Raw genomic sequence first — 24,516 nt, forward strand, 5'->3', positions numbered from 1 at the left:
CCGCAGGTGCTCCCCCGAGTAGGAGAAGACTGATGGCCATCGCGCCGGGCTGGATCCGGAAGTTCCACAAGCCGCGCAGCGCGGACGCCACGCCGCTGGTGATCTGCCCGCACGCGGGCGGCGGAGCCGCCACCTACCGTCCGTTCTCCAAGGCGTTGAGCGCGAACTTCGACGTCGGGCTGCTGCAGTACCCGGGCAGGCAGGACCGCGGACACGAGCCGGTGGCGACGTCGATCGAGGAGCTCGCCGCGGGCGCCTTCGCCGAGTACCGCGGCTCGCCGCTGAACACCGGCGCCCCGCTCACCGTGTTCGGGCACAGCATGGGCACCATGGTCGCCTTCGAGTTCACCCGGCTCGCCGAGCGGGCCGGGCTGCCGGTGCGGCTGCTCGGGGTCTCCGGGGCGGTGGCGCCCTGGCAGGTCGCGGAGATGCCCGCGCACCCCACCGAGGACGAGGAGCTGCTCGACCACCTGAGCGGGCTGGACGGCACCGGCGCCGAGGTGCTCGGCAACCGGGAGCTGATGCGGATGTCGCTGCCCGCGCTGAAGGCCGACTACGCCGCCTTCGACGCGTACACCTGCGACAAGGACGTCACCGTGAGCAGCCACATCCACGCCATGGGCGGCAGCGACGACGAGTTCGTCACCATCGGGCACCTCTACTCCTGGCAGCAGCACAGCGACCGGGAGATCGAGGTCTCGCTCTTCGACGGCGGCCACTTCTACCTGCACGACCACGTCGCCGATATCGCCGAGGCGCTCACCGCCGAACCGGGCGACTCGAGATGACCGAGCACGATCCGGTCGTGGTGGCGGGCATGGCGGTCGAGGCGCCGGGCGGGGTGCGGACCCTCGGCGCCTACTGGGCCGCGCTCGCCGAAGCCCGCGACCTCACCGGCCCGTTCCCGCGCGACCGCGGCTGGCGGCTCGGCGAGCTGCTCCGGCTCGGCGAGCGCGAGGGCTGGGGGAGCGTCGCCGACGCGGGCGGGTTCCTGGACGACGCCGGTGATTTCGACGCCGGCTTCTTCGGGATCACCCCGCGCGAGGCGGTCGCCATGGACCCGCAGCAGCGGGTCGGGCTGCGGGTGGCGTGGCGGGCGCTGGAGAACGCCGGGATCGACCCGGCGAGCCTGGCAGGCGCCGAGGTCGGCGTCTACATGGGCGCCTCGCACACCGACTACGGGCCGCACGCCGCCGAGGTCAACGACTACACCGGCTACCGGGCCACCGGCGCCGCCTACGGGGCGATCCCGGGCCGGATCTCGCACGCGCTCGGGCTCATCGGGCCGTCCATCCACACCGACACCGCCTGCGCGTCGTCGCTCACCGCGCTGCACCTGGCCGCGAACGCGATCCGCGCGGGGGAGTGCGAGCTGGCGCTGGCCGGTGCGGTCTGCGTGCTCGGCTCGCCCGCCGGGTTCTACGAGTTCTCCAAGGCCAACGCGCTCACCCCGGACGGCCGCTGCATGCCGTACTCGGCCGAGGCCAACGGCACGCTCTGGGGCGAGGGTGCGGGCGTGCTCGTGCTGGAGCGCGAATCCCGCGCCCGCGCGGAGGGGCACCGGGTCTACGGCCGGGTGCTCGCCACCCGGGTCAACCACAACGGCGCAGGCGCCCCGATCGCGGTGCCGAGCAGCGCCGCGCAGGAGCGGCTGATCCGGAAAACGGTGGCGGCGGCCGGGATTCCGGCGGAGTACATCGGCATGATCGAGGGCCACGGCACCGGCACCGCCGTCGGCGACCCGCTGGAACTCGAGGCGCTCACCACCGTCTACGGCACCGCGGGCTCGGCCGATGACGGCCCGCTGCTCGGCTCGGTGAAGTCCAACGCCGGGCACGCGCAGGCCGCGGCGGGCATGCTCGGGCTGATCAAGGTGCTGCTCAGCGGCCTGCACGGCGCCATAGCGCCGACCCGCTACGCCGACAACCCGACACCGGAGGTGGACTGGGACGCCACCGCCATGCGGCTCGCCGCCGAGCTCACCCCCTGGACCCCGATCGCGGGCGTCCGCTACGCCGCCGTCTCCTCGTTCGGGGTCGCGGGCACCAACGCGCACGCCATCGTGGCCATGCCTGCGCTCGAGGAGGACCCCCGTGGCTGACTACCGGCTCCCCGACGGCAGCACCCCGGTGCTGCTCTCCTCCGACGGCGCGGAGACGCTGCGCGCCGAGGCCGCCGCAGTGCGCGACTACCTGCTCGCGCACCCCGGCGCGACCCCGGACGCCGTCGCGGAGATGCTCTTCCGCACCAGGACGCCGCGCCGCCACCGGGCGCTGGCCATGGTCACCGGCCGCGACGAGTTGCTCGCCGCGCTGGAGGCGGTCGCGGCGGGCCGCCCGCATCCGTCGGTGGTGGCCGGTGGCAAGCCCGCCATCGCGCGCCGGGTCGGGTACACCTTTCCCGGCCAGGGCAGCCAGCGCGCCGGCATGGGGCGGATGTACTACGAGCGCTCGCCGGTCTTCAAGGCCGCGGTGGACGAGGCCGAGGAGGTCTTCGACCGACTCTTCGACGTCTCCCCGCTGACCTACCTGCTGGACGAGGCGCAGGACGGCGAGGAGCGGCTGCGCGTCGTGCAGCCCGCGCTCATGATGCAGATGCTCGGGCTGGCCGCCATGTGGCGGGCCGCCGGGGTGGAGCCGGCCGCGACGGTCGGGCACAGCCAGGGCGAGATCGCCGCGGGCGTCGTCTCGGACAGCTTCACGCTGGCCGACGCCGTCCGGGTGGTGACGCTGCGCGGCACCCTGGTCGACGGGCTCGGCATGCGCTTCCGGGCGGAGCGGCGCTCCTTCTCCATGGCGGTGCTCGGTGTCGACCGGGACGCCTGCGAGGCGCTGCTCGCCCGCACCTCCGGCTTCGCCGAGCTCTCGGTGATCAACTCGGCGCACGTGCTCGTCATCGGCGGCGACCAGCCGGTGCTCGCGGAGATCGTCGCCGAGCTCACCGCGAAGGGCATCTTCGCCAAGGAGATCCGGGTCGCCTACCCCGCGCACACCTCGCTGGTCAGCGAGTTCCGCGCCACCTTCTGCGATCCCGCGCTGGTCGCCGAGTTCGACCGGCCGTCCTTCACCGAGGGGCCGATCGAGTGCATCGGCGCCACCCTCGGCGCCGCGCTCACCGCCGACCTGCCGGTCGGCGACTACTGGTACTGGAACCTGCGCAACACCGTGCGCTTCGACCAGGCCGTCGGGCTCGCCGTCGAGCGCGGCATCGACACCTTCGTCGAGATCTCCGAGCACCCGACGCTCGCGTTGGCCATGATGGAGAACCTCGGCACCGCCGCGGCGCAGCGCGACTTCCAGGTGCTCGGCACCTCCCGGCGCACCGCCGACGACCTGCGCGAGTTCACCCGCTCGGTGGCGCAGGTCGCCGTCTCCGACACCGGGTACCGCTGGGACGCGCTGCGCGTCGACGGCCCGAAGCGGCTGCCGCTGCTCGACTTCCCGCACACCGTCACCGGCGGCAAGCACCTGTGGGCCGTGCGCGATTACAGCGCCGCGCCGGTCGAGCCGGAGCCGGTTCCCGCGCCGGTGCACCGGCTGGTCGAGCGGTGGAAGCCGCTTGGCAAGCGGAGACTGGTGCCGCCGCGCACGATCGCGGTGCTCGACTACAGCGGGCACTGCGCTGACCTGGTCACCGCGATCGGCAGCGCCGCTCCCCGGCACGGGGCGACCGTGGTCGACCGCACCGCGGGGCACGACACCCTGGTCGTCCTGGTCCCGCCGGCCGGCGCGAGTGTCGCCGCCGTCGAACCGCTCGCCGAATTCGCGGCGCTCCCGGCGCTGCTCACCGACCTCGGCGGGGTCACCGACGTCTGGCTGGTCACCGCCGGTGGCGAGGCCGTGCTCGACGGCGAGACCCCGGACCCGTTCCACGCCGCCGCGCAGGCCGCCTACCGCTGCCTGGCCGCCGAGCACATCGGCACCGCACTGCGCCACCTCGACCTGCCGGCCGCCAGCACTCCGGAGGAGCAGGCCAAGGCGCTGGTCGGCGCGGTGCACGCGGCCGGTGAGCCGGAGCTCGCGGTCCGCGCGGGCAAGGTGTACGCCAAGCGGCTCGGCACCGCGGACGACCTGCAACCGCTCGACCTCACCGGCCGCACCGAGATCGTGATCGTCGGCGGCACCGGCGAACTCGGCCTCGACTTCGCCGAGCGTTTCGCGCGGGCCGGCGCCGGGCGGGTCACCCTGGTGAGCCGCTCCGGCGGCTCACCCCGGGCCCGGGCACGGATCGAGGAGCTGCGCGAACTCGGCGGCACCGAGATCGCCGTGCGCCCCTGCGACGTCACCGACGAGGCGGCGGTGCGCGAACTCGGCGCCGGTTTCGACGGCAGGCCGGTCGACCTCGTGGTGCACGCCGCCGTCGACTACGCCGCCGCCGGCACCGCCCCGACCCCGGCGGCGGTGCGCGCAGCCGCCCTGCCGAAGAGCACCGCGCTCGCGCACCTGGTCCGGCACCTGCCGCGCACCGCCGACGCGCGCATCGTGCTGTGCTCCTCGCTCTCCGCCACCATCGGCGGCCGCGGCCACTTCGTCTACGCCGCCGTGAACCGGCTGCTCGACGCCGCCGCCGCCGGGTACCGCGCCGACGGCATCGCGGTCACCTCGGTGCAGTGGGGGCTCTGGCGCGCGGTCGGCGCCGACCGGGCCGACGCGCTCGCCGCCATCACCGGCACCGGCCTGCTGCCCATGGACCCGGCCGCTGCCATCACCGCCGGCATCACCGCCGAACCCGGCAATGCCCTGGTCGCCGCCGCCGACTGGGCCAGGATCAGCGACCTCTTCGGGCTCTTCGGTATGGCGCCGCTCTTCGCCGATCTGGAGATCGACGCCCCGGCCCCGGCCGGAAGCGCGGCGCCGACCTCCGGCGTGCCGGGGACGACGGCGGCCGGGCCCACCGGCTCGGCCGGAGCCGGGAACACCCCCGGCGCCACCGCCGATTCCCCCGCGGGCACGGCGGAGACCGTGCGCGTCGCCCTGCGCACCGTCATGGGCATGGAACCGAACGACGACATCGACGGCACCACCCCGCTGGTCGCGCTCGGCCTCGACTCATTGCAGGCACTCGACCTGCGCAAACGCATCGAGACCGACCTGAGCCGCGACCTCCCGGTGACCGCCATCCTCGGCGGCGCCTCGCTCGACGAGGTGGTCGCCCTGCTCGGCTGAGCATCCCCCGGCCGGAGCGGCCGGGACCATTTCCGGAAGGGGAGCACGACGTGACAGGAAGTAGCGCCGACCCGGCCATCGTGGTCGACTCGGTGCGCAAGCGCTTCGGCGAGGTACACGCGCTACGCGGGATCAGCTTCAGCGTCCCCGCCGGCAGCGTGCTCGGCGTGCTCGGGCCGAACGGCGCGGGCAAGACCACCACCGTCTCGGTGCTCTCCACCCTGGTCGTGCCGGATTCCGGCCGGGCGACCGTCGCCGGGTTCGACGTGGTGCGCGATCCCGACGCGGTGCGCGGCTCGATCATGCTCACCGGCCAGTACGCCGCGCTGGACGAGATGCTCACCGGCCGGGAGAACCTGGTGCTCTTCGGCAGGCTGATGGGGCTGCGCCGCAGGGCCGCGCGGGCGAAGGCCGACGAGCTGCTCGCCCGCTTCGACCTGGAGGATTCGGCCGACCGGCGGGTCGGGCAGTACTCCGGCGGCATGCGCAGGCGGATCGACATCGCCTGCGGCCTGGTCCGCCCGCCGAAGGTGGTCTTCCTGGACGAGCCGACCACCGGGCTCGACCCGGTGTCGAGGCAGGGCCTGTGGACGCTGGTGCGCGAGCTCAGGGAGCAGGGCGTCACCATCCTGCTCACCACCCAGTACCTGGAGGAGGCGGACGTCCTCAGCGACAACATCATCGTCGTCGACCGGGGCACCGTCATCGCCGAGGGCAGCGCCGACCAGCTCAAGGCGCGCTCCGGCGCCAGCTTCTGCGAGGTCGTCCCGGCGGACATCACCCAGCTGGCCGCCGCCACCGAGGTGCTCGCCGGGCTCGGCACCCCCACCGTCGCCGCGACCGCCGACCGGGTCTCGATCCCCGCCCCGGACGGCGCCGCCACCCTCTCCGAGGCGCTGCGCAGGCTGGAGGCGGCGGGCATCCCGCTGATCGATATCGCGCTGCGCCGCCCCTCGCTGGACGAGGTCTTCATCGAGCTGACCGAGAAGCCCGCCGAGGTGCCCGCGTGACGGGCGCCGTCGAGCGGGTGCCCGCGAGCCTGCAGTGGACCGCGCTCAGCGAGCGCGGCATCAGGGCCGCGCTGCGCGAGGGCGACCTGATCCTCGCCTTCGCCTCCCCGCTCACCTTCTTCGTCTGCATCTACGTGCCGCTGCGCCGCTCCATGGAAGCGGGCGGCATCGACTACGCGCAGTACCTGGCACCGCTCATCGTGGTGCAGGCCATGTTCTTCACCGCCATGTTCGCAGGCGACCGCGCCGCGCGGGAGGTGCGGGGCGGCATGGGAACCCGGCTGCGGGCCATGCCGGTGCGCGCCTGGGTGCCGCCCGCCGCGCGCATCTCGGCCAACCTGGTGCGCGCGCTCGCCGCCCTGGCCGGGGCGCTCGTGGTCGGCACGCTGTTCGGGTTCCGCTTCGACGGGGCCGGCCACACGCTCGCCTTCGTGCTGCTCACGCTGGCCTTCGGCACCGCGGTCATCCTGGCCGCCGACGCGCTCGGCACCGCCACCGCCAATCCGGAGCTTGGCGCGACGGTGCTCTTCGCGCCGCAGCTGCTGCTGCTCATGATGTCGACCGGTTTCGTCCCGGCCGATGGGTTCCCCGGCTGGATCCAGCCCTTCGTGCGGAACCAGCCGGTCTCGCAGGTGGCGGGGGCGCTGCGCGAGCTGGCCGATGGCAGCGCCACCGCCACCACCGCGGTGGCGACGGCCTGGGTGGCCGGGCTGGTGCTGCTGGCCGCCACCGCGGCCGTTCGAGCCGAGCGGAGGCGCAGGCGGTGACCCCCCTGATCGATCAGAGCCTGGTCGAGACCGGCAGGCTGCTGCGCCGCTGGAGCAGGCAGCAGGAGGTGCTCACCACCACGCTGCTGCTGCCGATCCTGCTGCTGCTCATGTTCGAGCTGGTGCTCGGCAAATCGCTCACCCCGCCCGGCGGGGCCGAGCCGATCTACGGCTTCGTGCCGATGATCGCGGTGGCCGGCGCCATGTACGGCGCCACCGGCACCGGGCTCTCGCTCTACGGCGAGCGGCAGAGCGGGCTGCTGCGCCGCTTCTGGGTGCTTCCGGTGCACCGCTCGGCGGGGCTGATCGGCCGGTTGCTCGCCGAGTGCGCGCGGGCACTCGCCGCCACCGTCGTCGTCCTGGTGGTCGGCGTGCTGCTCGGGCTGCGCTTCCACGAGGGCGTGCTCGGGGCGCTCGGCGCGGTGCTGGTCCCGGTGCTGGTGATCGCGGGCTTCACCCCGATGGTCATCGTGGTCGGGGTCAGCGCGATCGGCGACAAGGTGGTGCAGATCTTCGCCGCCGTGCTGCTGCTCGCCATGTTCTTCAACTCCGGGTTCGTGCCGGTGGAGAACTACCCGGAGTGGTTGCGGCCGATCGTCCGGGGGCAGCCGATCAGCTGCGCGGTGGAGGCGATGCGCGGGCTGCTGCTCGGTGGGCCGGTCGCGGGGCCGCTGGCGCAGACCGTCGCGTGGTCGGTGGGGCTCACCGCGGTCTTCGGGTTCCTCGCGGTGCGCGGGTACCGAGCGGCCGCCCGGCAGTGACGTCAGCCCGCGGCCCGCTGGAGGGCGGGCTCGAGGCGGTTCAGCAGATAGGGCACGGAAAGGGCGGTCGGGTACTCCAGCCCGGCCAGCTCCACCGGGTCGAGCAGCACCGCGGTGCCGTTCCGCACGGCGCTGAGCTCGCCGTAGCCGGGGAGCGCGGCGGCGTCCGCGCCCGTGCCGGGGGAGTGGCCGATGACCAGGACGTCGGCGTTCAGCTCGGCGAGCCGGTCCACCGGGAGCAGCACCCGACCCTGGTCGCCGGGGAGCGCCGCGAGGGCCTCCGGGAGCCGCATGCCGAGCCGGGTGAAGAGCTCCAGCGCGGGCGCGGCCGGGTCGACGGCAACGATGAGCTGCCCGGGTCCGGCCAGCCACGCCACCGCTACCGTGCGCCCGCGCACCCCGCCCGCCTGCGCCGCGAACCGGTCCAGCCTGCGGTCGACCGCCGCGATCACCTCGTCCGCCTCGTCCGGCTCGCGCAGCGCCGCACCAAGCGCGCGCACCTGGTCCCGCCAGCGCCCGACCGGCGCGCCGTCCAGCGCGGGGACCGTCGGCGCGATCGAGGTCAGCTCCAGGTACGTGCTCGGCGAACCGAGCGCACCCTCCACCAGGATCAGCTCCGGCCGCAGCTCCTTGACCTGCTGACCCAGTGGCTTCGCCGGGTCGATGCCGGTCGCTGCCCCCGCGCTCGACCGCCAGGGCGGCACCGTCCCCGCCACGTCGGTCAACTGCCCAACCGGCGTCACGCCGAGCGCGAGCGCCGCGTCCGACCACTGCGCTCCGAGCGCCACCACCCGCACCGGTGTCCGCTCGAGCACGGTCTCGCCCTGCGCGTGGGGTACCCGCACCGCTCCCTCGACACTTCGCTCCGGCAGCTGGCAACCGACCAGCAGCAGGGCCGCTGCCACGAGCACCGCGATGCGCACCGCTTCTCCCTCCGTTCCGGGCAGGGTGCCCGGTGATCGGGACCGTATGCGACCAGCGCCGCGGTCTGCTTCACTCCATCGATGGCAGAGGCTCGCTACGACCGCACCGGCCGCACCTACACCGCCACCCGCCGCCCCGACCCGCGGATCGCGGCCCGGCTGCGCGCCGCGCTCGGCTCCGCGCGCAGCGTACTGAACGTCGGCGCGGGCACCGGCTCCTACGAACCGCCCGGCACCGTGCTCGCGGTCGAGCCGAGCGCGGTCATGATCGGCCAGCGCCCGCCCGGCGCGGCGCCCGCGGTGCGCGGCGTCGCGGAGGCCCTTCCGCTGCCCGACGATTCGGTGGACGCCGCGCTCGCGGTGCTCACTGTGCACCACTGGGCCGACGTCCCCGCCGGGCTGGCCGAGCTGCGCCGGGTGGCCCGCCGCCGGGTCGTCCTTCTCACCTGGGACCACACCGTCACCGCCGATTTCTGGCTGCTCCGCGAGTACCTGCCCGCCGCCGCGGCGACCGACGCCGCGCTCGCGGTGCCGGTCGCCGAGGTCGCCGAGTGGCTCGGCGCGGCCGTGCATGCGGTGCCGGTGCCGTGGGACTGCGCCGACGGCTTCGCCTGCGCCTTCTGGCGCCGCCCGGAGGCGTACCTCGACCCGCTGGTCCGGGCGGGCGCCTCCATGTTCAGCCTCACCCCGGAGCCCGAACTCCGCACCGGCCTCGACCGGCTCGCCGCCGACCTCGCCGACGGCAGCTGGCACCGCCGCCACGCCGAGCTGCTCGACCGCACCGAACTCGACCTCGGCTACCGCCTGCTGACCGCCGAGCTCAGAGCAGGCTGACCCGCTGATCCTCCGGCAGGAACAGCGTGTCCCCGTCCTTCACCTCGAAGGTCTGGTAGAACTCCGCGACGTTGCGCACCACCTGGTTGCAGCGGAACTCGCCGGGCGCGTGCGTGTCCTGCAGCATCCGCACCGCCACCGCCTCGGTCATCTTCTCCCGCCAGTTGCGGGCCCAGGAGAGGAACATCGTGCGGTAGTCCGGCTGCTGCCCGGCGCGCTCGGCGGCGCGGCGGTAGGCGGCGAAGGCGATCTGCAGCCCGCGCACGTCGGCCAGGTTCTCGCCGACGGTGAGTTTGCCGTCCACGTGCTGGCTCGGCTCCAGCCCCTCCGGCACCAGCACGTCGTACTGGGCGACGAGCTGGTCGGTCTTTGCCTCGAAGGCGTCCAGGTCCGCCGGGGTCCACCAGTCGCGGCGGTTGCCGTCGCCGTCGTACTTGGAGCCCTGGTCGTCGAAGCCGTGTCCGATCTCGTGGCCGATGGTCGAGCCGACCGCGCCGTAGTTCACCGCGTCCAGCGCGTCCTTGTCGAAGAACGGCGGCTGCAGGTAGGCGGCGGGGAAGACGATCTGGTTGGTGGTCGCCGAGTAGTAGGCGTTCACCGTCTGCGGCGACATCGCCCACTCGCTCTTGTCCACCGGCGTGCCGAGCCGGGCGAAGGCCCGCTTCACCTCGAACGCGTTCACCGCGAGCAGCGACTCCACGAGCTTGCCGCGGGTGATCTCCAGCGTCGAGTAGTCCACCCACTTGTCCGGGTAGCCGATCTTGGTGTCGATCTTCTCCAGCTTGGCCAGCGCCTCGCGCCTGGTGGGCTCGGACATCCAGGACGAGTTGGTGAAGCTCTCCCGGTAGGCCGCCATCAGGTCGTCGACCATGACGAGGGCCCGCTCCTTGGCCTCGGCCGGGAAATGCTTCTCCACATACAGCTTGCCGAGCTGCTCGCCGAGGTTGGAGTCGACCACCCCGACGGCCGACTTCCACATCTCCGGCTTCTGCTCCAGCCCGCTGAGCTGCTTGCCGAAGAAGTCGAAGCGGGCATCCGCGATGGCGGCGGGCAGGAACCGGGCGTAGGCCTGGATCACGCTCAGCTTCAGGTAGTCGCGCCAGACCGCGATATCCACCTCCGCCCAGAGCGCACCGGCCGCGGTCACGAAGGAGGGCTGCCCCACCACGATCTTGTCGAAGAGCGATTTCGGCCGGTCGGTGTTCCCGGCCAGCCACGGCTCCCAGTCGAACTGCGGCGCGAGCGCCGTCAGCTCGGTCCAGGACATCAGGTTGTAGGTGGCGTCGGTGTCGCGCAGCCGGACGTTGTCCCAGTGCGCGGCGGCGATCCGCCGCTCCAGGTCGAGCAGCCGCTGCGCCACCCCGGCCGGGTCGGGCAGCCCGGCGCCCGCCGCGGCCTTCTGCAGGTAGGTCTGGTAGCCGGCCAGGTCCTCGGCGAACTCCGGCTTGCGGTAGTACTGCTCGTCCAGGCCGAGCCCGGACTGCCCGATGCTCGGGATGTACTGGGTCGAGTTCTTCCGGTCGATGCCGATGCCCATGCCGATCAGCCCGCCGATCGGCAGCGCGGCCATCACCTTCGCCAGCTCGGGCTTGCCCGGCGCCCTGTCGATCTGCTCGAACAACCCGGCCAGCGGGGTCAACCCGAGCCGCTCGATCTCGGCCAGGTCGAGCCGGGCGTCGTAGAGGTCGCGGAGCTGCTGCGCCTCCGAGCCGGGCGCCGGGTCGGCGATGCTCTCGATGAGCTCGCGCAGCTGCAACTCGGTGCGCTCGGTCGCCTCGGTGATCGCGCCGACCTGTGCCTTGTCCGGCGGCAGCTGGAACTCGCGCAGCCAGCGCCCGTTGACGTGCCGGTAGAGGTCGTCCTGCGGCCGGATGGCGTCGTCCGCGCCGCCCATGTCCACCCCGGTCAGCCGCACCGGCGCCTCCTCGGCCGAGCAGGACGCCAGGTAGACGGCCGCGGGCACGACACCGAGCGCGACCAGGAACGCGCGCCGGTCCAACCGGCCGGATGCAGTCACCAGGATTCCCCTATCCGATGCGACCGCCGGCCGCATCCCGTCGTCGGCGCCCGACCGGCGCACCTCACCCGCGCGAGGCTACCCCGCCACCCCCGATTTCGACCGAGCCAGGTGCTTCCCATACACTAGTGCGGTTGCCTGCGGAGGCCGTGCCCCCGCAATTCGGCAGTGAACCCCCAGCGGCGGCTCCGGAACCTCGGAGAACCACTGGCAGGCGCGCGTCGGAGGGCAGCCGACCACGCCCGTCGGGTCGGAAATCCGGCGTGCTTCATGTCCAGGTCAACGAAAGGTTGCTGAAGTGATTCAGCAGGAGTCGCGGCTGCGCGTCGCCGACAACACGGGTGCGAAGGAAATTCTCTGCATCCGCGTGCTCGGTGGCTCGTCGCGCCGCTATGCCGGTATCGGCGACATCATCGTCGCCACCGTCAAGGACGCCATCCCCGGCGGCAACGTCAAGCGGGGTGAGGTGGTCAAGGCCGTCGTCGTGCGCACCACCAAGGAGCGCCGCCGTCCGGACGGTTCCTACATTCGCTTCGACGAGAACGCCGCCGTCCTCATCAAGCCGGACAACGATCCGCGCGGCACCCGCATCTTCGGCCCCGTCGGCCGCGAGCTGCGCGAGAAGAAGTTCATGAAGATCGTCTCGCTGGCCCCGGAGGTGCTCTGACCATGAAGGTGCACAAGGGCGACACCGTGCTCGTGATCTCCGGTAAGGACAAGGGCGCGAAGGGCAAGGTCATCCAGGCCTTCCCGCAGCAGAACCGGGTCCTCGTCGAGGGTGTGAACCGGATCAAGAAGCACGTCGCGAACTCCGCCAACGAGCGCGGCGCCTCCTCCGGCGGCATCGTCACGCAGGAAGCCTCCATCCACGTCTCGAACGTGATGGTCGTGGATTCCGACGGCAAGCCGACCCGCATCGGCTACCGCAGCGATGACGAGACCGGCAAGCGCGTCCGCATCTCCCGTCGCAACGGGAAGGACATCTGATCATGACCACCACCGAGAAGACCCAGCCGCGCCTGAAGCTCCGCTACCGCGAGGAGATCAGGGACGCGCTGAACTCCGAGTACGACTACGCCAACGTGATGCAGATCCCCGGCGTGGTGAAGGTCGTCGTCAACATGGGTGTCGGCGACGCCGCCCGGGACGCCAAGCTGATCAACGGCGCCGTCGACGATCTGGCGCTGATCACCGGCCAGAAGCCGATCATCCGCAAGGCCACCAAGTCGATCGCGCAGTTCAAGCTGCGCGAGGGCATGCCCATCGGCGCCAAGGTGACGCTGCGCGGCGACCGCATGTGGGAGTTCCTGGACCGCCTGGTCTCCATCGCGCTGCCCCGTATCCGCGACTTCCGCGGCCTCTCGCCGAAGCAGTTCGACGGCAACGGCAACTACACCTTCGGCCTCAGCGAGCAGTCCATGTTCCACGAGATCGACGTGGACCGCATCGACCGCCCGCGCGGTATGGACATCACCGTCGTGACCACGGCGACCAACAACGAAGAAGGCCGTGCCCTGCTCAAGCACCTCGGCTTCCCGTTCAAGGAGAACTGAGCACATGGCGAAGAAAGCGCTGGTCAACAAGGCCAACTCGAAGCCGAAGTTCGCGGTGCGCGGATACACCCGCTGCCAGCGGTGCGGCCGTCCGCACGCGGTCTACCGCAAGTTCGGGCTCTGCCGCATCTGCCTGCGCGAGATGGCGCACCGCGGTGAGCTGCCGGGCGTGCACAAGAGCTCCTGGTGAGCTGATCTCCCCCCGAACAGGGACCCGAGCCACGGCTCGGGTCCCTGTTCTGCGTTCTGCATGATCCGGTGGGAAACCGGGCGTAACGGTGCTTTGTTCACGACCCATTCACCGTTGTGACAGTGGGTGTCACTAACGTTGCCGCGGTCCGTTCGACGCACGCACCGGAGAGCTGTGAACACTCTTTCCCGCACTGCCGCACCGTTTCTCGACGAATACGCGATCGGCGCGCGGCCCCGCCCCTCCGGTGAGCTCGGGCAGCTGACCGAGTCCTTCATCGCGGGCATGCTGGCCGAGAAGCCGCGCTTCCTCGGCTTCCCCACGAACATGGATTTCCGGTTCAGCGAACTCGCCGGAATCCTCGACATCTTCGTCAACAACCTCGGCGACCCGCGCAGCGCGGACAAGGCCGGGATCAGCTCGAAGCCGATGGAGTGCGCCGTCGTGGACGCCGTGGCCCGGCTCGCCAACGGGGCGCCCGACGAGACCTACGGCTACATCGCCGCCTCGGGCAGCGAGGCCAACCTGTTCGGCCTCGACCGCGGCTGCGTCGCGCTGCCCGACGCGAAGATCTACTGCAGCGGCGCCGCGCACTACTCGATCCGCAAGGCCGCCCGGCTCATGCGCCGCGAGCTGGTCGTCGTGGCCGCCGACGCCACCGGCCGCATGGACCCCGCCGCGCTCGCGGCCGCCTGCCGCCCGGGTGCCGGGCGCGGCGCCATCGTGGTCGCCACCCTCTCCACCACCATGACCGGCGCGATCGACGACGTGGACGCGATCGTCGCCGCCGCGGGTGCGGCGGGCGAGGTTTACGTGCACCTGGACGCGGCGCTCGGCGGGCTGATCATTCCCTTCACCGAATACGGCCCCACCTGGGGTTTCGCCCGGCCGGAGGTCGGCAGCATCGGGATCAGCATGCACAAGGCGCTCGGCACACCGGTCGTCTGCGCCCTCGCCCTGTGCCGCGCCGACCTGGTGCACACCGCGATCGAGGGCGACTACGTCGGCGCCACCGACGTCACCCTCGGTTGCTCCCGCTCCGGGCTGGCCGGAGTACTCCTCTGGTACGCGCTCTCGGGCAAGGGCATCGCGGGCCTCGAGGCGGACGCGCACACGTCGCTCGCCACCGCCGCCTACGCCGAACGCGCCCTCGCCGCCGCCGGCACGAATCCGATGCGCCACCCCGCCTCGGTCACGGTCGTCTTCGACCGTCCCGCCGAGGCCATCTGCCACCGCTACCACCTCGCCACCGCGGGCGACCGGGCGCACGTGATCACCCTCCCGCACGTGCGGGAAGCGATGATCGATGCGCTGTGTCTGGAGATCACCGAGCAGCGGGGGCTGTAGCGGACGAACGCCGCCCGGAAACGTGTCGAGATCTCGAATCGGGGCGGCGATTCCCCTGGCCTCCGCTCCGCACCCGGGCTCAGGGCGGTGAGTGGTACTCGATCCGGATCGAGCTGGTGTCGAGACCCTGATTCCGCAGGCTGTCGACGACCTGCGCGGTGAATCGCCTGGCCGGTCGGTAGTGGCTGCTCTGGTCGGAGATCAGCAGCACTTCGCCCTCGCGCACCGCGATCTCCCCCGCCCCCGCCGCAGGCGCACCGGCCAGGAAGCTCGAGTGATGGAACTCGCCGAGCAGGTGGTACGGCGCCGAGTACACAGTGCCGTACTCGTCCATCACGAAGATCGCGCGGCCACCCTGCGGAGTCCACAGAGTCCGTGCGGCGGCGGTGTCGTAGGGCAGGCCGATGCCGTTGTACAGCCGCCCGTCGTGCGCGGAGAGTTCGAACTCGCGGCGCTCCTCGGCGCCCAGGTAGCGCACGTGCTTTCCGCCCCAGATGGCATTGCCCGGCTGATCCTCGCCCCGGAACTGCTGCTGAATCGGCGTCGTCTCGTACCGCGAGCCCGCGATGGTGGCGGCGACGTCATCAGCGGTGAGCAGGGTGATCTCGCCCCGCGCGATCCGCGACGACTCCGCGAGTTCCCGTGCGATCTGCTCCGGCTCCAGCTCCGAACTCGCGCTCGCCAGCATCACATCGTCGCTGTCGTCCCAGACGTCGCAGAACAGGCCGATCACGGCTCCTGAGCGCAGGCGGAGCGGCAGGAAGGCGCCGTCCGGACTGGCGTGGAAGGCGCGGCCGAGGCGCTCCTGCACAACGCGTTCGGACAGGTGGATCCGGGCCATCGGCCGCGCGCCCTGGAATCGGTCGAGGTGGTCATCCGGCAGGACGGCGAACGGCAACTCCGGCCACGGGCGAAGCTCGTCCAGGCGGGTGACGACCCGCGCCAGAAAATCGCGCAGCTCGCTGTCGAGCTGGGGCATGGCCACCAATGTCGGCAGCGGCGCGTTCGAGCGGAGTCCCTCGGCGAGTGCCGCGTACTCCTGTTCCGGCGTCAGTGTCCCGATCGGCTCGTTCAGCAGGGCGCGGGAGATTTTCTCGACGACCCGCTCGTCCAGTTCCCGCTCGAACTGTGTGAAGTAGAAGATCGTGTCGACGACCCCGGACCAGTACTCGCTCACAACTGCCTCCTCCGTCAACGGGGTGCCTCGAATTCGATCGCCACGGCCCCCATGTCGATGCCGAGCGCGCGGAGCCTGCTGATCGCCTGCAGTGTGTGACCGCGTTCCGGGCGGTAGTGCCCGCTCGAATCGGTCAGCAGGTGTAAGCGCCCGTCGACGACCCGGAGTTCGCCGGCGGCCGCGACGGCACCACCGGCCAGAAAGCTGGAATGGTGGAACAGGCCGCGGCCGTGGGTATTCGATGCGTAGAGATTACCGTCCAGGTCCATGACGAAGATCGCGCGTCCCTGACCGCCCCAGTGGGTGCTACCCGCGCGAGTGTCGAATGGATTGCCGTCGACATCGACGAGCAGCCCGTTCCGGACTGTGAGACGCAATCTCGACCGCTCCTCGGCATCGAGATAGCGCACCGCGCTCGGTGGGGATGTCCAGATCGGGTTGCCCGGCTCGTTCTCACCGTGGAACGCGGAGTTCATCCGTCGCCCCTCGAAGGGCGGTGACGCGCGGAACGGCGTGCCATCGATCGCATCCTCGGATGGGCGCTCCGGCTCGATGACGGCCCGTCGCGATTCGGGCCTCGGCGCGGTCGGTGGCCGCGGCAGGTCCTGCTGGAGCACGATGACGGGCCGGGGCCGGGGCCGTCGTTCGCCGAAGCCGAACCACCGCCGCCACCGGCTGGGCTCGGAACGTCGGCGCGGGTTCGGTCTGCCCCAGTCGGATTCCGGCGTGCGGTCCGCCGGGGGCGCAGGTGGAACGGCGCTCATCGGCGGAGCGGGTGCTGGGGCGGGACGGTCCGTCTCGGGTGCGCGTCGGGGATCGAAGGCGGGCGTGGTCTGCGCCGAGCGGTCCGCCGTGCCCGGTGATTCCATCGGGGTGCTCCCGACTTGTCGGCCCAGTCGAGCCAGATCGGTCGTCGAGAGCCCCTGGCCCTCGGCGGGGCCGAGACCGAGCTGTGCACGGAGCGACGTTTCGATCGCGGCGGGATCGGTTCTCGGAGAATCGCTGTTCAGGTGCAGGTCGGCGGCCGCGGGGTCGGTGACGGGAACGAGGTCGACCATCAGCCAGGCCCCGTCGGGAAGACGATGGCCGCGGTTGAAGGCGAGGTCCGTCGTGAGCTGGGCGCGATCGTGCAGCTGCCGCACATCGACGGGGTTGTTGCCGGTCACGTGGACGTTCATGCCGACGACGAGGACGGGCTGGCCGAATTCGGTGCTTCGGTGGGCGGGAAGGGCCCGGCCGGTCAGCGGATCGGCCAGGGTTGTGGCGGTATCGGATGCCGGGCCGCCGGAGCGCAGCTGTTCCCTGGCGCGGCGTGCTTGCCCCGCGTTCCGCAGATCGTGCTGCGTAACCGGCGCGGCTACCGCTCGAAGGTCCCTTCCCGCGGCCAGGTCCCCGTCCGACGGGCCTGGTCGTAGGCCCATGAGGTCGCTTCCGCTGCGAGGCGGTCGCTGGGCTGATGCCGGATCGGTTGCTTGGTGATCTGCACTCGTCGAGTCAGCTCCGGGTTCTGCGGGTTGTCGAGGTCGGTCTGACGTACCTGGTACTCGATCGTGTTCTCGGTCTCGGCCAGCTGGGTCAGGTGAATGCGGTGCTGTTTCGGATAGACCTGGAAACCCGGTGCCGGGTTGCCCGCTTCGATCGCCGTGTCGAACATCTCCCCTGTCATTCTGACCGGCAGGCTGCTGTGCGAGGTGATCACTCCCGTGTGCTTGTTGATCACCACGCTGCCCAGGCCCACCCCCGATCGGCGCACCTCGTCCCGAGGCAGGATCTCCTGACAGACCCAGCCCTGCCGGCTCTCCAGAATCGAGAATCTCCGGTCGGGGCCGTAGACCTGGCGCATCAGTTGCGTGGCCTGTTCCCGTGTCGGTACCGGCTCCGGCATCGGACGTTCCTCCGTTTGAGTCGATCGGTATGCACTCCATCGCGACCGCGTCGTCCACGAGATATCCGGGTGGGGCGTCCGTGGTGAGACCGTGCTGTGGATCCCACCACACCGGCCCGTCGGCGCCTGCCGGGTAGACGACGACTGTGGCGTGGCCGCTGATGATCTCGGGCGATCCGTTCGAGTCGAGCACGACGTCGCCGTTCGCGTCCAGCGCGGGAAACCAGCTGGTGACGAGCGCGGCAGAACCCGGACCGAGACCATCGACGTAGTGGTGCAGCGCGTCGAACTGGGCAGGCACCGGCATGCCACTGTAGGACAGCCAGGGGCCGCCGAGCCAGGTCGAAGCCCGTTCCAGCCCACCCCGTTCGCCCGATCGGCGGTCGACCTCGGCGTAGTTCGGGTTGTGCGGGTCGGCATGAATGATGTCCGCCCAGCGCGGCGCCGAAACCTGCGGAACACCATGGAAGGACGACAGGGCGGAGAGCGCACAGTCGAGGCAGTTGTTGCTCCTGCCGGTGACCTCCGGTCCGCCGTCGTTGACCAACTGCCCGTACGGATGGGTACGCGGGTCCGCGAAACGGTCGAAGCCGTTGCCGTTCCGGAGCGAGTCCTCGACATCGTGCTGAAAGTCGGGGGATTCGACATTGTCGAGCCGGTGGTGGTCGACGACCCGGGTATCGCTCGGGTTGCTGACGGGGCTGTCGGTGTTGGCGCGGGCGATGTCGTTGCTGATCTCGCGCAGTTCGAGCGCGCTGAGCGGGGAATACGCATCAGCGGGGAACAGTCCCAGATGCTCGCGAAGGGTATTGGTGATGGTGCCGGCCAGCCGGTCGGCGCTCAGGCCGAGGCCCGGGGTGTCCGTGTCGGCGGTGAAGCGTATGTCGATCAGGAGCTGGTCTCCGCTGAGCAGCCGGCTGCCGTTGTTGAAGACCGCATCGACGGTGGACTGGACGCGCTCCATCGCGTGCTGGAGCGCTGCGGGCGAGAGGAGGTGGGCGTCGGTGATGTGCGCGTCGATATCGGCGACGGTGATCCACTGTCCGCCACCCATGTCGAAACGTCGGATGCGGTAGGCGGGCGGGCGCTGCGACCACGGGTTCCGATTCACGTCGATCGCCGGGTTGCGGCCGTCGTGCGCGGGGAGGTCGCGGAGCGATTCGCGGAATGCTCGCGTCGGATCCGGGCTCGTTGCCGCGGGTGGGCCCGGCTCGGTGTTCGCGGGCCCGAACGGGGCGGGTGAAGGGGGTGGAGTCGGGGACGTGCCCGGTGCCGGAAGCGACGGTGGGCCGGTCGGAGAGCTCACCGGTGGTGTCACGCCGAGGGCATGGGGTGTGGACTGCGGTCTGCCCGGCGGGGACGGGATCGAGGAGTTCGTGACCGGGGACGGCGTAGTCGCCGGCGTCGCGTCCACCGGTGTCCGGGATGTGGGCGTGCCCGGCGCCGCAGGTGGTGTTTGCTGGTCAGCGGGCTGCTCTGGCCCGGATTGGATGCGCGCCGCTGCGGTAGGCGTTGTATCCGTGGTGGTTTCGCGCTGGGTGGACCCGCTCGGGGTTGGTCGATTGCTCGCTGAGGCGGGGGTGAGCGCGGTATCGGTCGGTGCGGCTGTGCGCTGGTGCGCAGGGGCCGGTGATGGCGCGACCGGAGGCGCTGTGCTGAAGCCGGTGGAGGGATTCGTGGATGCCGGTGTGCTCGTCGTTGGTGGGCTCGGGGAGGTCGTGACCGGGGACGAAGTGGCGGCTGTTGTTGTGTCCACCGACGCCGGGGATGACGGAGCGCTGGACGTGGTCGGTGTGGAGTTGGCAGCGGCGTCGCCTGTCGGGATGGAGACAGGGTGGGCGGCTGCGATGTCCGTCGGCGCGGAAGACGGCGGTGGGGCCGGTGGCGGGCTGGTCGAGGTGCTCGGCGGTTCCGGAGATCCGGTGGTGACGGGTGCCGGGGTCGGCGGTGGGGCGGCCGCGTTATCCGGGGTGACCGGTGACGCGGGGGTCGGATCGGCCGGCGAGATCGGGGCAGTGGCCGGGGTCGCGTCTGATGGAGTGTCAGCAGTGAGCGAGGTGGCGTCCGGGGCAGGTGACCGAGTCGGCTCAGGGCCGGTGTCGGGGTCCGGCGTCGGCGGTACCGGAGCCGTGGTGCTCGGCGGGCTGCTCTCTGGTTCGGGAGTGCTCGGTGCGGCGTCCTGCGCTGTGGAGGTGTGTGTCTCGACGGGGTGCGGACTCGTGTCACTGGCGAGAGAGGGGGTGGCGTCAGGGTTCGCGGGTGAGGTGGTGATGTCGGCATCGGCCGGTGTTGTGGCGGCGTCGCGTGGCGGCGAGGTATCGGTATCGGCGGCTGCGGTGGGGGTGTCGATACCGGGCGCGGCAGTCGAGCCGGCGGTGTCAGGTGCGGCCTCGACACTCGTAGGTGAGGTGCTGAGATCAGCGGGAGGGGTTTCCGCGTCGGACGGGATACCGGTCTCGGTATCGGGCGCTTCGTTGGCCGCAGGCGGGCCCGAATCTGTCCCCGCAGGTGACGTCGGGGCGTCGGGGGAGTCGGTGTCGGTGGACGGGGTGGAATCACTGAGGTCAGGGGTGCCCGGTGCTTCGGGATGCCCGCTCGACTCGACGGCCGACTGGATCCCGCCCGCCCCGGCACTGGTGAAGGTGTCGAGCCCGATCTGTAGATCCTGGCCGGTGATGGCGGCCGCGGCCGTCTGGGCGGCGAGATCGGCGGCGAGTTCGGTTCCGGTTCCGGTGGCGGTGTCGGTGGCGAATCGGCCGAGTTTGCTGGTGGCGGCGTCGGAGAGGCCGTCGAGGTCGGAGCCGAGGCCGCCGCCGACCGCGCCCCCGACGGCGCCGGCGAAAGTGGAGAGGCCGAGGTCGGACCAGCCGAATTCGTCCATCGCGCGGTCGCCCCTGCCGACCTGGGTGGTGCGGGCGATGGCGTCGACGCCGCCTTCCTCGAGCGCTTCGAAGGCGGCGCCGTGGAGGGCGGCGCGGGCGGCGGCCTTCAGTGCGCCGCGGGTGAGCATGCGGGCGATGAGCTGTTTGATCGCGATGCGGACGGCGACTTGGGCCGCGACCCGGGCGGCGACGCCCGCGGCGGCTCCGACGCCGGTCCAGGCGGTGCCGAGCGCGACGCCGATCTCGACGGCGGCCACGATCATGGTGCCGATGATGACGAGCTTGGTGTGCTCGATGTCGTTGGCGCCGTCGTACAGGAGTTCGGCCTGGTAGCGGCAGTACTTCGCGATGGCGGTGAAGGCGGCGTCGTCGCCTGCGAGGAGTTTGTCGCGGTAGGCGGCGAGCGCGGTGTGGGTCTCGCCCTCGGAGATGGCGGCCAGGGCGGCGTTCAGCGCGGCGGCGGCCTCGTCGTCGACGGTGTCGAGGGTGTCCGCCATCGAGTTCCAGGCGTCGGAGAGGCGGCGCATGGCGGTTTCGTCACCGTCGGGCCAGTCGCCGGCGCCGAGGATGTACTTCGCGACCCACTCCAGGGAGTCCGGGATCTCGATGCCCACGGGTCAGCGGCCCGTGGACTGGTCCAGGCCGGCGGCGGCGGCGTCTTCCTGGGCGGTCACCTGGTCGGCGATGGTGACGAGGGTGGCGCCGAGCCGGGTCATGGTGGTGGCGAGGTTGGCGACCGAGGTCTTTCCCTGCTCGACGCCGGAGGTGTAGTTCTGGGCGAAGGCCTGGCCGGTTCGGTCGTTGCCCCAGCATTCGCCCTCGGCGGCCAGTGCCGCGGTGAGCTGGTTCGCGGCGGTGGTGATCGTGGCGGCGGCGGTGTCGAAGGACGGCTGGGTGGCCCGGAGGGCTCGGGGGTCTATGCGGACGGTGCTCACCGGAGGTAGCCCCGGTTGCGGAAGTAGTCGTCCTCGTCCTCGATCGAGTCGGAGGCGGGCGTCGTGGCAGCTTCGGCGGTCGACGAATCGAGTTGTGCGAGAACATCTTTTGTTGCCGGAGCGCCGGGGATGAGGTCGGGGAGGTCGGGGAGGGGCAGGTCGGTGAACGGCGCAAGGGCCTCGGCCTGCTTGGCAGCCGCGCGGCCCGCCGCTTCCCGCAGCGTGGCCGTGATCACCGGGCCGAGGGTCGCGGAGGTGGATCGCTTGAAAGCTTCGGGCTGGAGGTGCACCTCGAGCACCCCGGCGACGGTCGCGGTGACGCGCACCAGATTGTCCGGCGACCACACCGTGACCGGCTCGGCCGCGCGCTGCTGCGCGGCGACCAGCGCCGACCGCTGCTGCTCGTAGGACTCGAGCATCGACTCGACCTGTGCGCGCAGCGCGTCGTTGCCCGCCCGGGCCGCACCGGGCAATTCCTCGGCCATCGGGGCTCCTTTCCCAATCGACACGTTCGCAAGGCTTGGACGCGCGCGGGACGTCCGCGGTTCCCGCTACCGGCTGCCGACCGGGCGGCGGGTGAACAGGCCGATGTGGTTGGCGATGCGCAGGCGAAGCTCGTCCGGCGGCCCCGGGATGACGGTGAGGTCGTCGCCGTCGGCGTGGTGTTGCAGCAGGTAGCGGCCGTCGTCCGGGTAGTCGAGCCACAGGAAGGCTCTGCCGTCGGAGGTGGGGCGGGCATCGAGCTGATACCCGGGGTAGACGGTGATCTCGCCGGTGCCGATCCGGGGGCGGCGGAAGAAGCGCTGCACCTGTTCGGTCGGGGAGAGCCGGGTGGGGTGCCTGCCGTAGACGGGCGCGTCCAGGTCGCCGCGCCTGCCTTCGAAGCGCGGGGTGCGGCCGCCGGGCGCGGGTGGCAGGTGGGCGACGATCCGCTCGGCGAGCGCGGCGGGTGGCAGTGCGTGGATGGTGATCGGACCGCCCCGATCGCGATCGGCGCCGGGTGCCTGGACGGCGAGCGCCCCGAGATCACCGGCGATGCCCGCGTAGATCCGCACCACCGCGGACTGCGCCGGGCCGTGCAGCCCCTCGATCTCGACGCGTACCCGCGGCTCCAGCAACACCCCGAAGGCCGCGTGCAGCCCGGGGTCGTACACCCGCTGGATCTCCTCGACCGCGACCTGCCTGCGCTCGCTGTGCACCGCGAGCGATTCGGCGAACTCGGGGCGGAAGGTCAGCGGGTAGGGCAGGCGGTCGCGGCCGTGGGCCTCCAGCGCGAGAGCGAAGGCGTGCGGGCTCAGCGTCCAGCGGTCGCTCACCCGCCGATCACTCCGCCCGGTGGCAGCGTCGGCGGGAGCTGCCCGATGAGTTCGTGCTCGCGGTCCCGCACGAGGTAGTCGGGGATCTTGTGTTCGCTCTCGTCGTCACCGCCGTTGGCGCCGCGGCCCGCGCCCATCATGCCGGGCATGCCGTTGGCGCCGCGGCCGGCGGCGGTGGTGGCGGCGTTCCTGGTGGCCGGGGTTGTGGCGGTGCCGGTCGCGGTCGGCGAGCCGGGCACGCTGCGGCCCGGGTCGGGGGAGCTGGTCGTGGTCGGCGCGCCGGTGTTGGTGGTGGGGCTCGGGGTGCCGGTCCTCGGGTCGACCGAGGTGGTCGGCCGGTCGGTGGTGGAGGTGGGGACGGTACTCGCGGGGACGGTGCTCGCTGGGTTGGTGCTGGTCGGATCGGTGCTGGTGGGCGAGGTGTTCTCGGTGTCTTCGGAGGTGCCGGTGGGGTCCGACTCGGTGGTGCCGGTGTCCGTCGGGGTCTCCTGGGGACTCACCGGCGACTCCGTCGGGGTGTTCTGTGGGTCGGTGGAGCTCGGCGAACCAGTCGTGTCCGGCGTGTTTCCGCCGGTGTCGACACCGGGGGCCGGGGTGCCGCCCGGTGCGCCGCCGGAGTCGCCCACGGTGTTGTGCGGCACCGGGAGGATCGGGGTCTGGCGATCCACGGTGGCCGACCCGGGCTGGTAGGTGCCGATCATGAAGAGCTGAGCGTCGGCCTCCGCCTCGGTGGCGCGATGTTTGGCCGCTTTGATCACCCCGTTGCCGGGGATGTGGCTGACGAATTCGTCGAAACCCGAGACCTCTTCGGGCTGGGGAATGGCGATCTTCGCCTGTCCGAGCAGCCCCTCCATGTAATCGATGCCATTGGCGACCATCTGGAACGCGGTGGGCAGATTCGCCGCCTCGGCGGCGTAGCCCTTGATTCCCTCGATCGCCGCGTTCCCGGAGGCGCCCGACCACTTCTCGGCCAGGACCCGCTCCATCGCGGACCGGTAGTTCTCCACCGCGGTGCGGGTGCCATCGGTGAGCCGGCGCCAGCCGTCGGCCCCGGCGTTCACCTCGCCCGCGCTCACGCCCGGCTCGCCTCCGCTGCCGTTCAGGGCCTGCCAGATCTGCCGGTGCGACCAGGTGCTGAATGCTTCCGGCGCGGTGACGGCCTCCTTCGCCATCGCCACCGCGGTGCCGTCCCGCAGCCGGGACCATTCGCCGCCGATGATGTCGCGGTCGCCCTGCCAGGTCTGCTTGCCCTGCTCGTCGAGGGTGGCGCGGTCGTTGTCCGCGTCGCGGGATCGGGCGTAGTTGTCCACGATCTTGAAGGTGCCGAGGGTGCCGACGTGGCCGAGGAATTCGCCGATATCGCTGAGCCCCATCAGATTCCTCCGTTCGTCAGGGTGTCGGCGGATTGCTGGTCGGTGGAGTGGAGTTTGCCGATTGCGGCGAGGAAGGTGTCGCGTTGGTCGCGGGCTATGGATATGTGTTGGTCGAGGCGTTTGGTGGCGGAGTCGTCGGGGTCGTCGGCGCTGCCCGTGGCGGCCTTGAATTCGAGCTTCTGTCGGATTGCCTGGGCTGAGGGGAGTCCGCCCCAACCGCTCAAGCGGTCCAGTTTGCCGGCTACGAGTTTCTGCGCTTCCAGTGCCGCGATGTACTCGCCGACGACGTTCGCCATCGAATTGCCGAGTCCCTCTTCTATCCTGATCTCTCCAGCGATGGCCTGCTGCTTCATGGTTCGCCAATACGTGACTTGATCCTCG

General features: G+C 71.6%; 21 protein-coding genes. 12 read left to right on the top strand and 9 right to left on the bottom strand.

Annotated features, from left to right (window positions below; translation table 11 throughout):
- The first annotated feature begins 32 nt into the window (after nt 1–32).
- From LTT61_RS22425 to LTT61_RS22450, 6 genes are read left to right on the top strand one after another with little or no spacing between them, the layout of a single operon-like run.
- On the top strand, nt 33–788 hold the full coding sequence (locus tag LTT61_RS22425; RefSeq protein WP_233016031.1) for a thioesterase II family protein: 756 nt from the start codon (nt 33–35) through the stop codon (nt 786–788).
- On the top strand, nt 785–2,101 hold the full coding sequence (locus LTT61_RS22430) for a polyketide synthase (protein ID WP_233016032.1): 1,317 nt from the start codon (nt 785–787) through the stop codon (nt 2,099–2,101). Before LTT61_RS22425 ends, LTT61_RS22430 begins: the two co-directional genes overlap by 4 nt.
- On the top strand, nt 2,094–5,165 hold the full coding sequence (nbtC, locus tag LTT61_RS22435; protein WP_233016033.1) for a nocobactin polyketide synthase NbtC: 3,072 nt from the start codon (nt 2,094–2,096) through the stop codon (nt 5,163–5,165). Before LTT61_RS22430 ends, nbtC begins: the two co-directional genes overlap by 8 nt.
- A gap of 50 nt (nt 5,166–5,215) precedes the next feature.
- A complete protein-coding gene (locus LTT61_RS22440) occupies nt 5,216–6,175 on the top strand; it encodes an ATP-binding cassette domain-containing protein (protein WP_233016034.1) in 960 nt (319 codons plus the stop codon).
- Complete coding sequence (locus LTT61_RS22445) at nt 6,172–6,942, top strand: ABC transporter permease (protein WP_233016035.1); 771 nt, start codon at nt 6,172–6,174, stop codon at nt 6,940–6,942. The genes LTT61_RS22440 and LTT61_RS22445 overlap by 4 nt, the downstream gene beginning before the upstream one ends.
- Nucleotides 6,939–7,703, top strand: a complete 765-nt coding sequence (locus LTT61_RS22450; RefSeq protein WP_233016036.1) for an ABC transporter permease — start codon at nt 6,939–6,941, stop codon at nt 7,701–7,703. Before LTT61_RS22445 ends, LTT61_RS22450 begins: the two co-directional genes overlap by 4 nt.
- 2 nt (nt 7,704–7,705) lie before the next feature.
- On the opposite strand, the gene LTT61_RS22455 is transcribed toward LTT61_RS22450, so the two are convergent.
- Nucleotides 7,706–8,626, bottom strand: coding sequence for an ABC transporter substrate-binding protein (locus LTT61_RS22455; protein ID WP_233016037.1), 921 nt, complete (start codon nt 8,624–8,626; stop codon nt 7,706–7,708).
- An 81-nt stretch (nt 8,627–8,707) separates the two neighbouring features.
- Between LTT61_RS22455 and LTT61_RS22460 the strand changes: the two genes are divergently transcribed.
- Nucleotides 8,708–9,460 carry a class I SAM-dependent methyltransferase gene (locus LTT61_RS22460; protein WP_233016038.1) on the top strand — a complete coding sequence of 251 codons (753 nt, stop codon included), beginning with the start codon at nt 8,708–8,710 and terminating at the stop codon, nt 9,458–9,460.
- On the opposite strand, the gene LTT61_RS22465 is transcribed toward LTT61_RS22460, so the two are convergent.
- On the bottom strand, nt 9,447–11,477 hold the full coding sequence (locus tag LTT61_RS22465; protein ID WP_420094683.1) for a M13 family metallopeptidase: 2,031 nt from the start codon (nt 11,475–11,477) through the stop codon (nt 9,447–9,449). The genes LTT61_RS22460 and LTT61_RS22465 overlap by 14 nt on opposite strands.
- A 298-nt stretch (nt 11,478–11,775) precedes the next feature.
- Between LTT61_RS22465 and rplN the strand changes: the two genes are divergently transcribed.
- The 5 genes from rplN (at nt 11,776) to LTT61_RS22490 (ending at nt 14,567) form a co-directional block, all read left to right on the top strand.
- Nucleotides 11,776–12,144 carry a 50S ribosomal protein L14 gene (rplN, locus tag LTT61_RS22470; RefSeq protein ID WP_233016039.1) on the top strand — a complete coding sequence of 123 codons (369 nt, stop codon included), beginning with the start codon at nt 11,776–11,778 and terminating at the stop codon, nt 12,142–12,144.
- 2 nt (nt 12,145–12,146) lie between these two features.
- Nucleotides 12,147–12,464, top strand: a complete 318-nt coding sequence (gene rplX / locus LTT61_RS22475; protein ID WP_233016040.1) for a 50S ribosomal protein L24 — start codon at nt 12,147–12,149, stop codon at nt 12,462–12,464.
- Between the two features lie 2 nt (nt 12,465–12,466).
- Nucleotides 12,467–13,030 carry a 50S ribosomal protein L5 gene (gene rplE, locus LTT61_RS22480; protein ID WP_233016041.1) on the top strand — a complete coding sequence of 188 codons (564 nt, stop codon included), beginning with the start codon at nt 12,467–12,469 and terminating at the stop codon, nt 13,028–13,030.
- Nucleotides 13,031–13,034: 4 nt separating this feature from the next.
- On the top strand, nt 13,035–13,220 hold the full coding sequence (locus LTT61_RS22485; protein ID WP_233016042.1) for a type Z 30S ribosomal protein S14: 186 nt from the start codon (nt 13,035–13,037) through the stop codon (nt 13,218–13,220).
- 174 nt (nt 13,221–13,394) lie between these two features.
- Complete coding sequence (locus LTT61_RS22490) at nt 13,395–14,567, top strand: aminotransferase class I/II-fold pyridoxal phosphate-dependent enzyme (RefSeq protein ID WP_233016043.1); 1,173 nt, start codon at nt 13,395–13,397, stop codon at nt 14,565–14,567.
- A gap of 79 nt (nt 14,568–14,646) precedes the next feature.
- On the opposite strand, the gene LTT61_RS22495 is transcribed toward LTT61_RS22490, so the two are convergent.
- From LTT61_RS22495 to LTT61_RS22525, 7 genes are all read right to left on the bottom strand, one after another.
- Nucleotides 14,647–15,744, bottom strand: coding sequence for a hypothetical protein (locus LTT61_RS22495; RefSeq protein ID WP_233016044.1), 1,098 nt, complete (start codon nt 15,742–15,744; stop codon nt 14,647–14,649).
- 14 nt (nt 15,745–15,758) lie between these two features.
- A complete protein-coding gene (locus LTT61_RS32695) occupies nt 15,759–21,125 on the bottom strand; it encodes a toxin glutamine deamidase domain-containing protein (RefSeq protein WP_269821784.1) in 5,367 nt (1,788 codons plus the stop codon).
- A gap of 3 nt (nt 21,126–21,128) precedes the next feature.
- Nucleotides 21,129–21,446, bottom strand: a complete 318-nt coding sequence (locus LTT61_RS22505) for a WXG100 family type VII secretion target (RefSeq protein WP_233016045.1) — start codon at nt 21,444–21,446, stop codon at nt 21,129–21,131.
- Complete coding sequence (locus tag LTT61_RS22510) at nt 21,443–21,931, bottom strand: YbaB/EbfC family nucleoid-associated protein (protein ID WP_233016046.1); 489 nt, start codon at nt 21,929–21,931, stop codon at nt 21,443–21,445. The genes LTT61_RS22505 and LTT61_RS22510 overlap by 4 nt, the downstream gene beginning before the upstream one ends.
- A 66-nt stretch (nt 21,932–21,997) precedes the next feature.
- On the bottom strand, nt 21,998–22,762 hold the full coding sequence (locus LTT61_RS22515; RefSeq protein WP_233016047.1) for an ESX secretion-associated protein EspG: 765 nt from the start codon (nt 22,760–22,762) through the stop codon (nt 21,998–22,000).
- Nucleotides 22,759–24,135, bottom strand: coding sequence for a PPE domain-containing protein (locus tag LTT61_RS22520; RefSeq protein WP_233016048.1), 1,377 nt, complete (start codon nt 24,133–24,135; stop codon nt 22,759–22,761). Before LTT61_RS22520 ends, LTT61_RS22515 begins: the two co-directional genes overlap by 4 nt.
- Nucleotides 24,135–24,488 carry a hypothetical protein gene (locus LTT61_RS22525; RefSeq protein ID WP_233016049.1) on the bottom strand — a complete coding sequence of 118 codons (354 nt, stop codon included), beginning with the start codon at nt 24,486–24,488 and terminating at the stop codon, nt 24,135–24,137. Before LTT61_RS22525 ends, LTT61_RS22520 begins: the two co-directional genes overlap by 1 nt.
- Between the last annotated feature and the right edge of the window lie 28 nt (nt 24,489–24,516).

Origin of the sequence: Nocardia asteroides, from assembly GCF_021183625.1 — a bacterium.
GTDB lineage: Bacteria > Actinomycetota > Actinomycetes > Mycobacteriales > Mycobacteriaceae > Nocardia > Nocardia asteroides_A.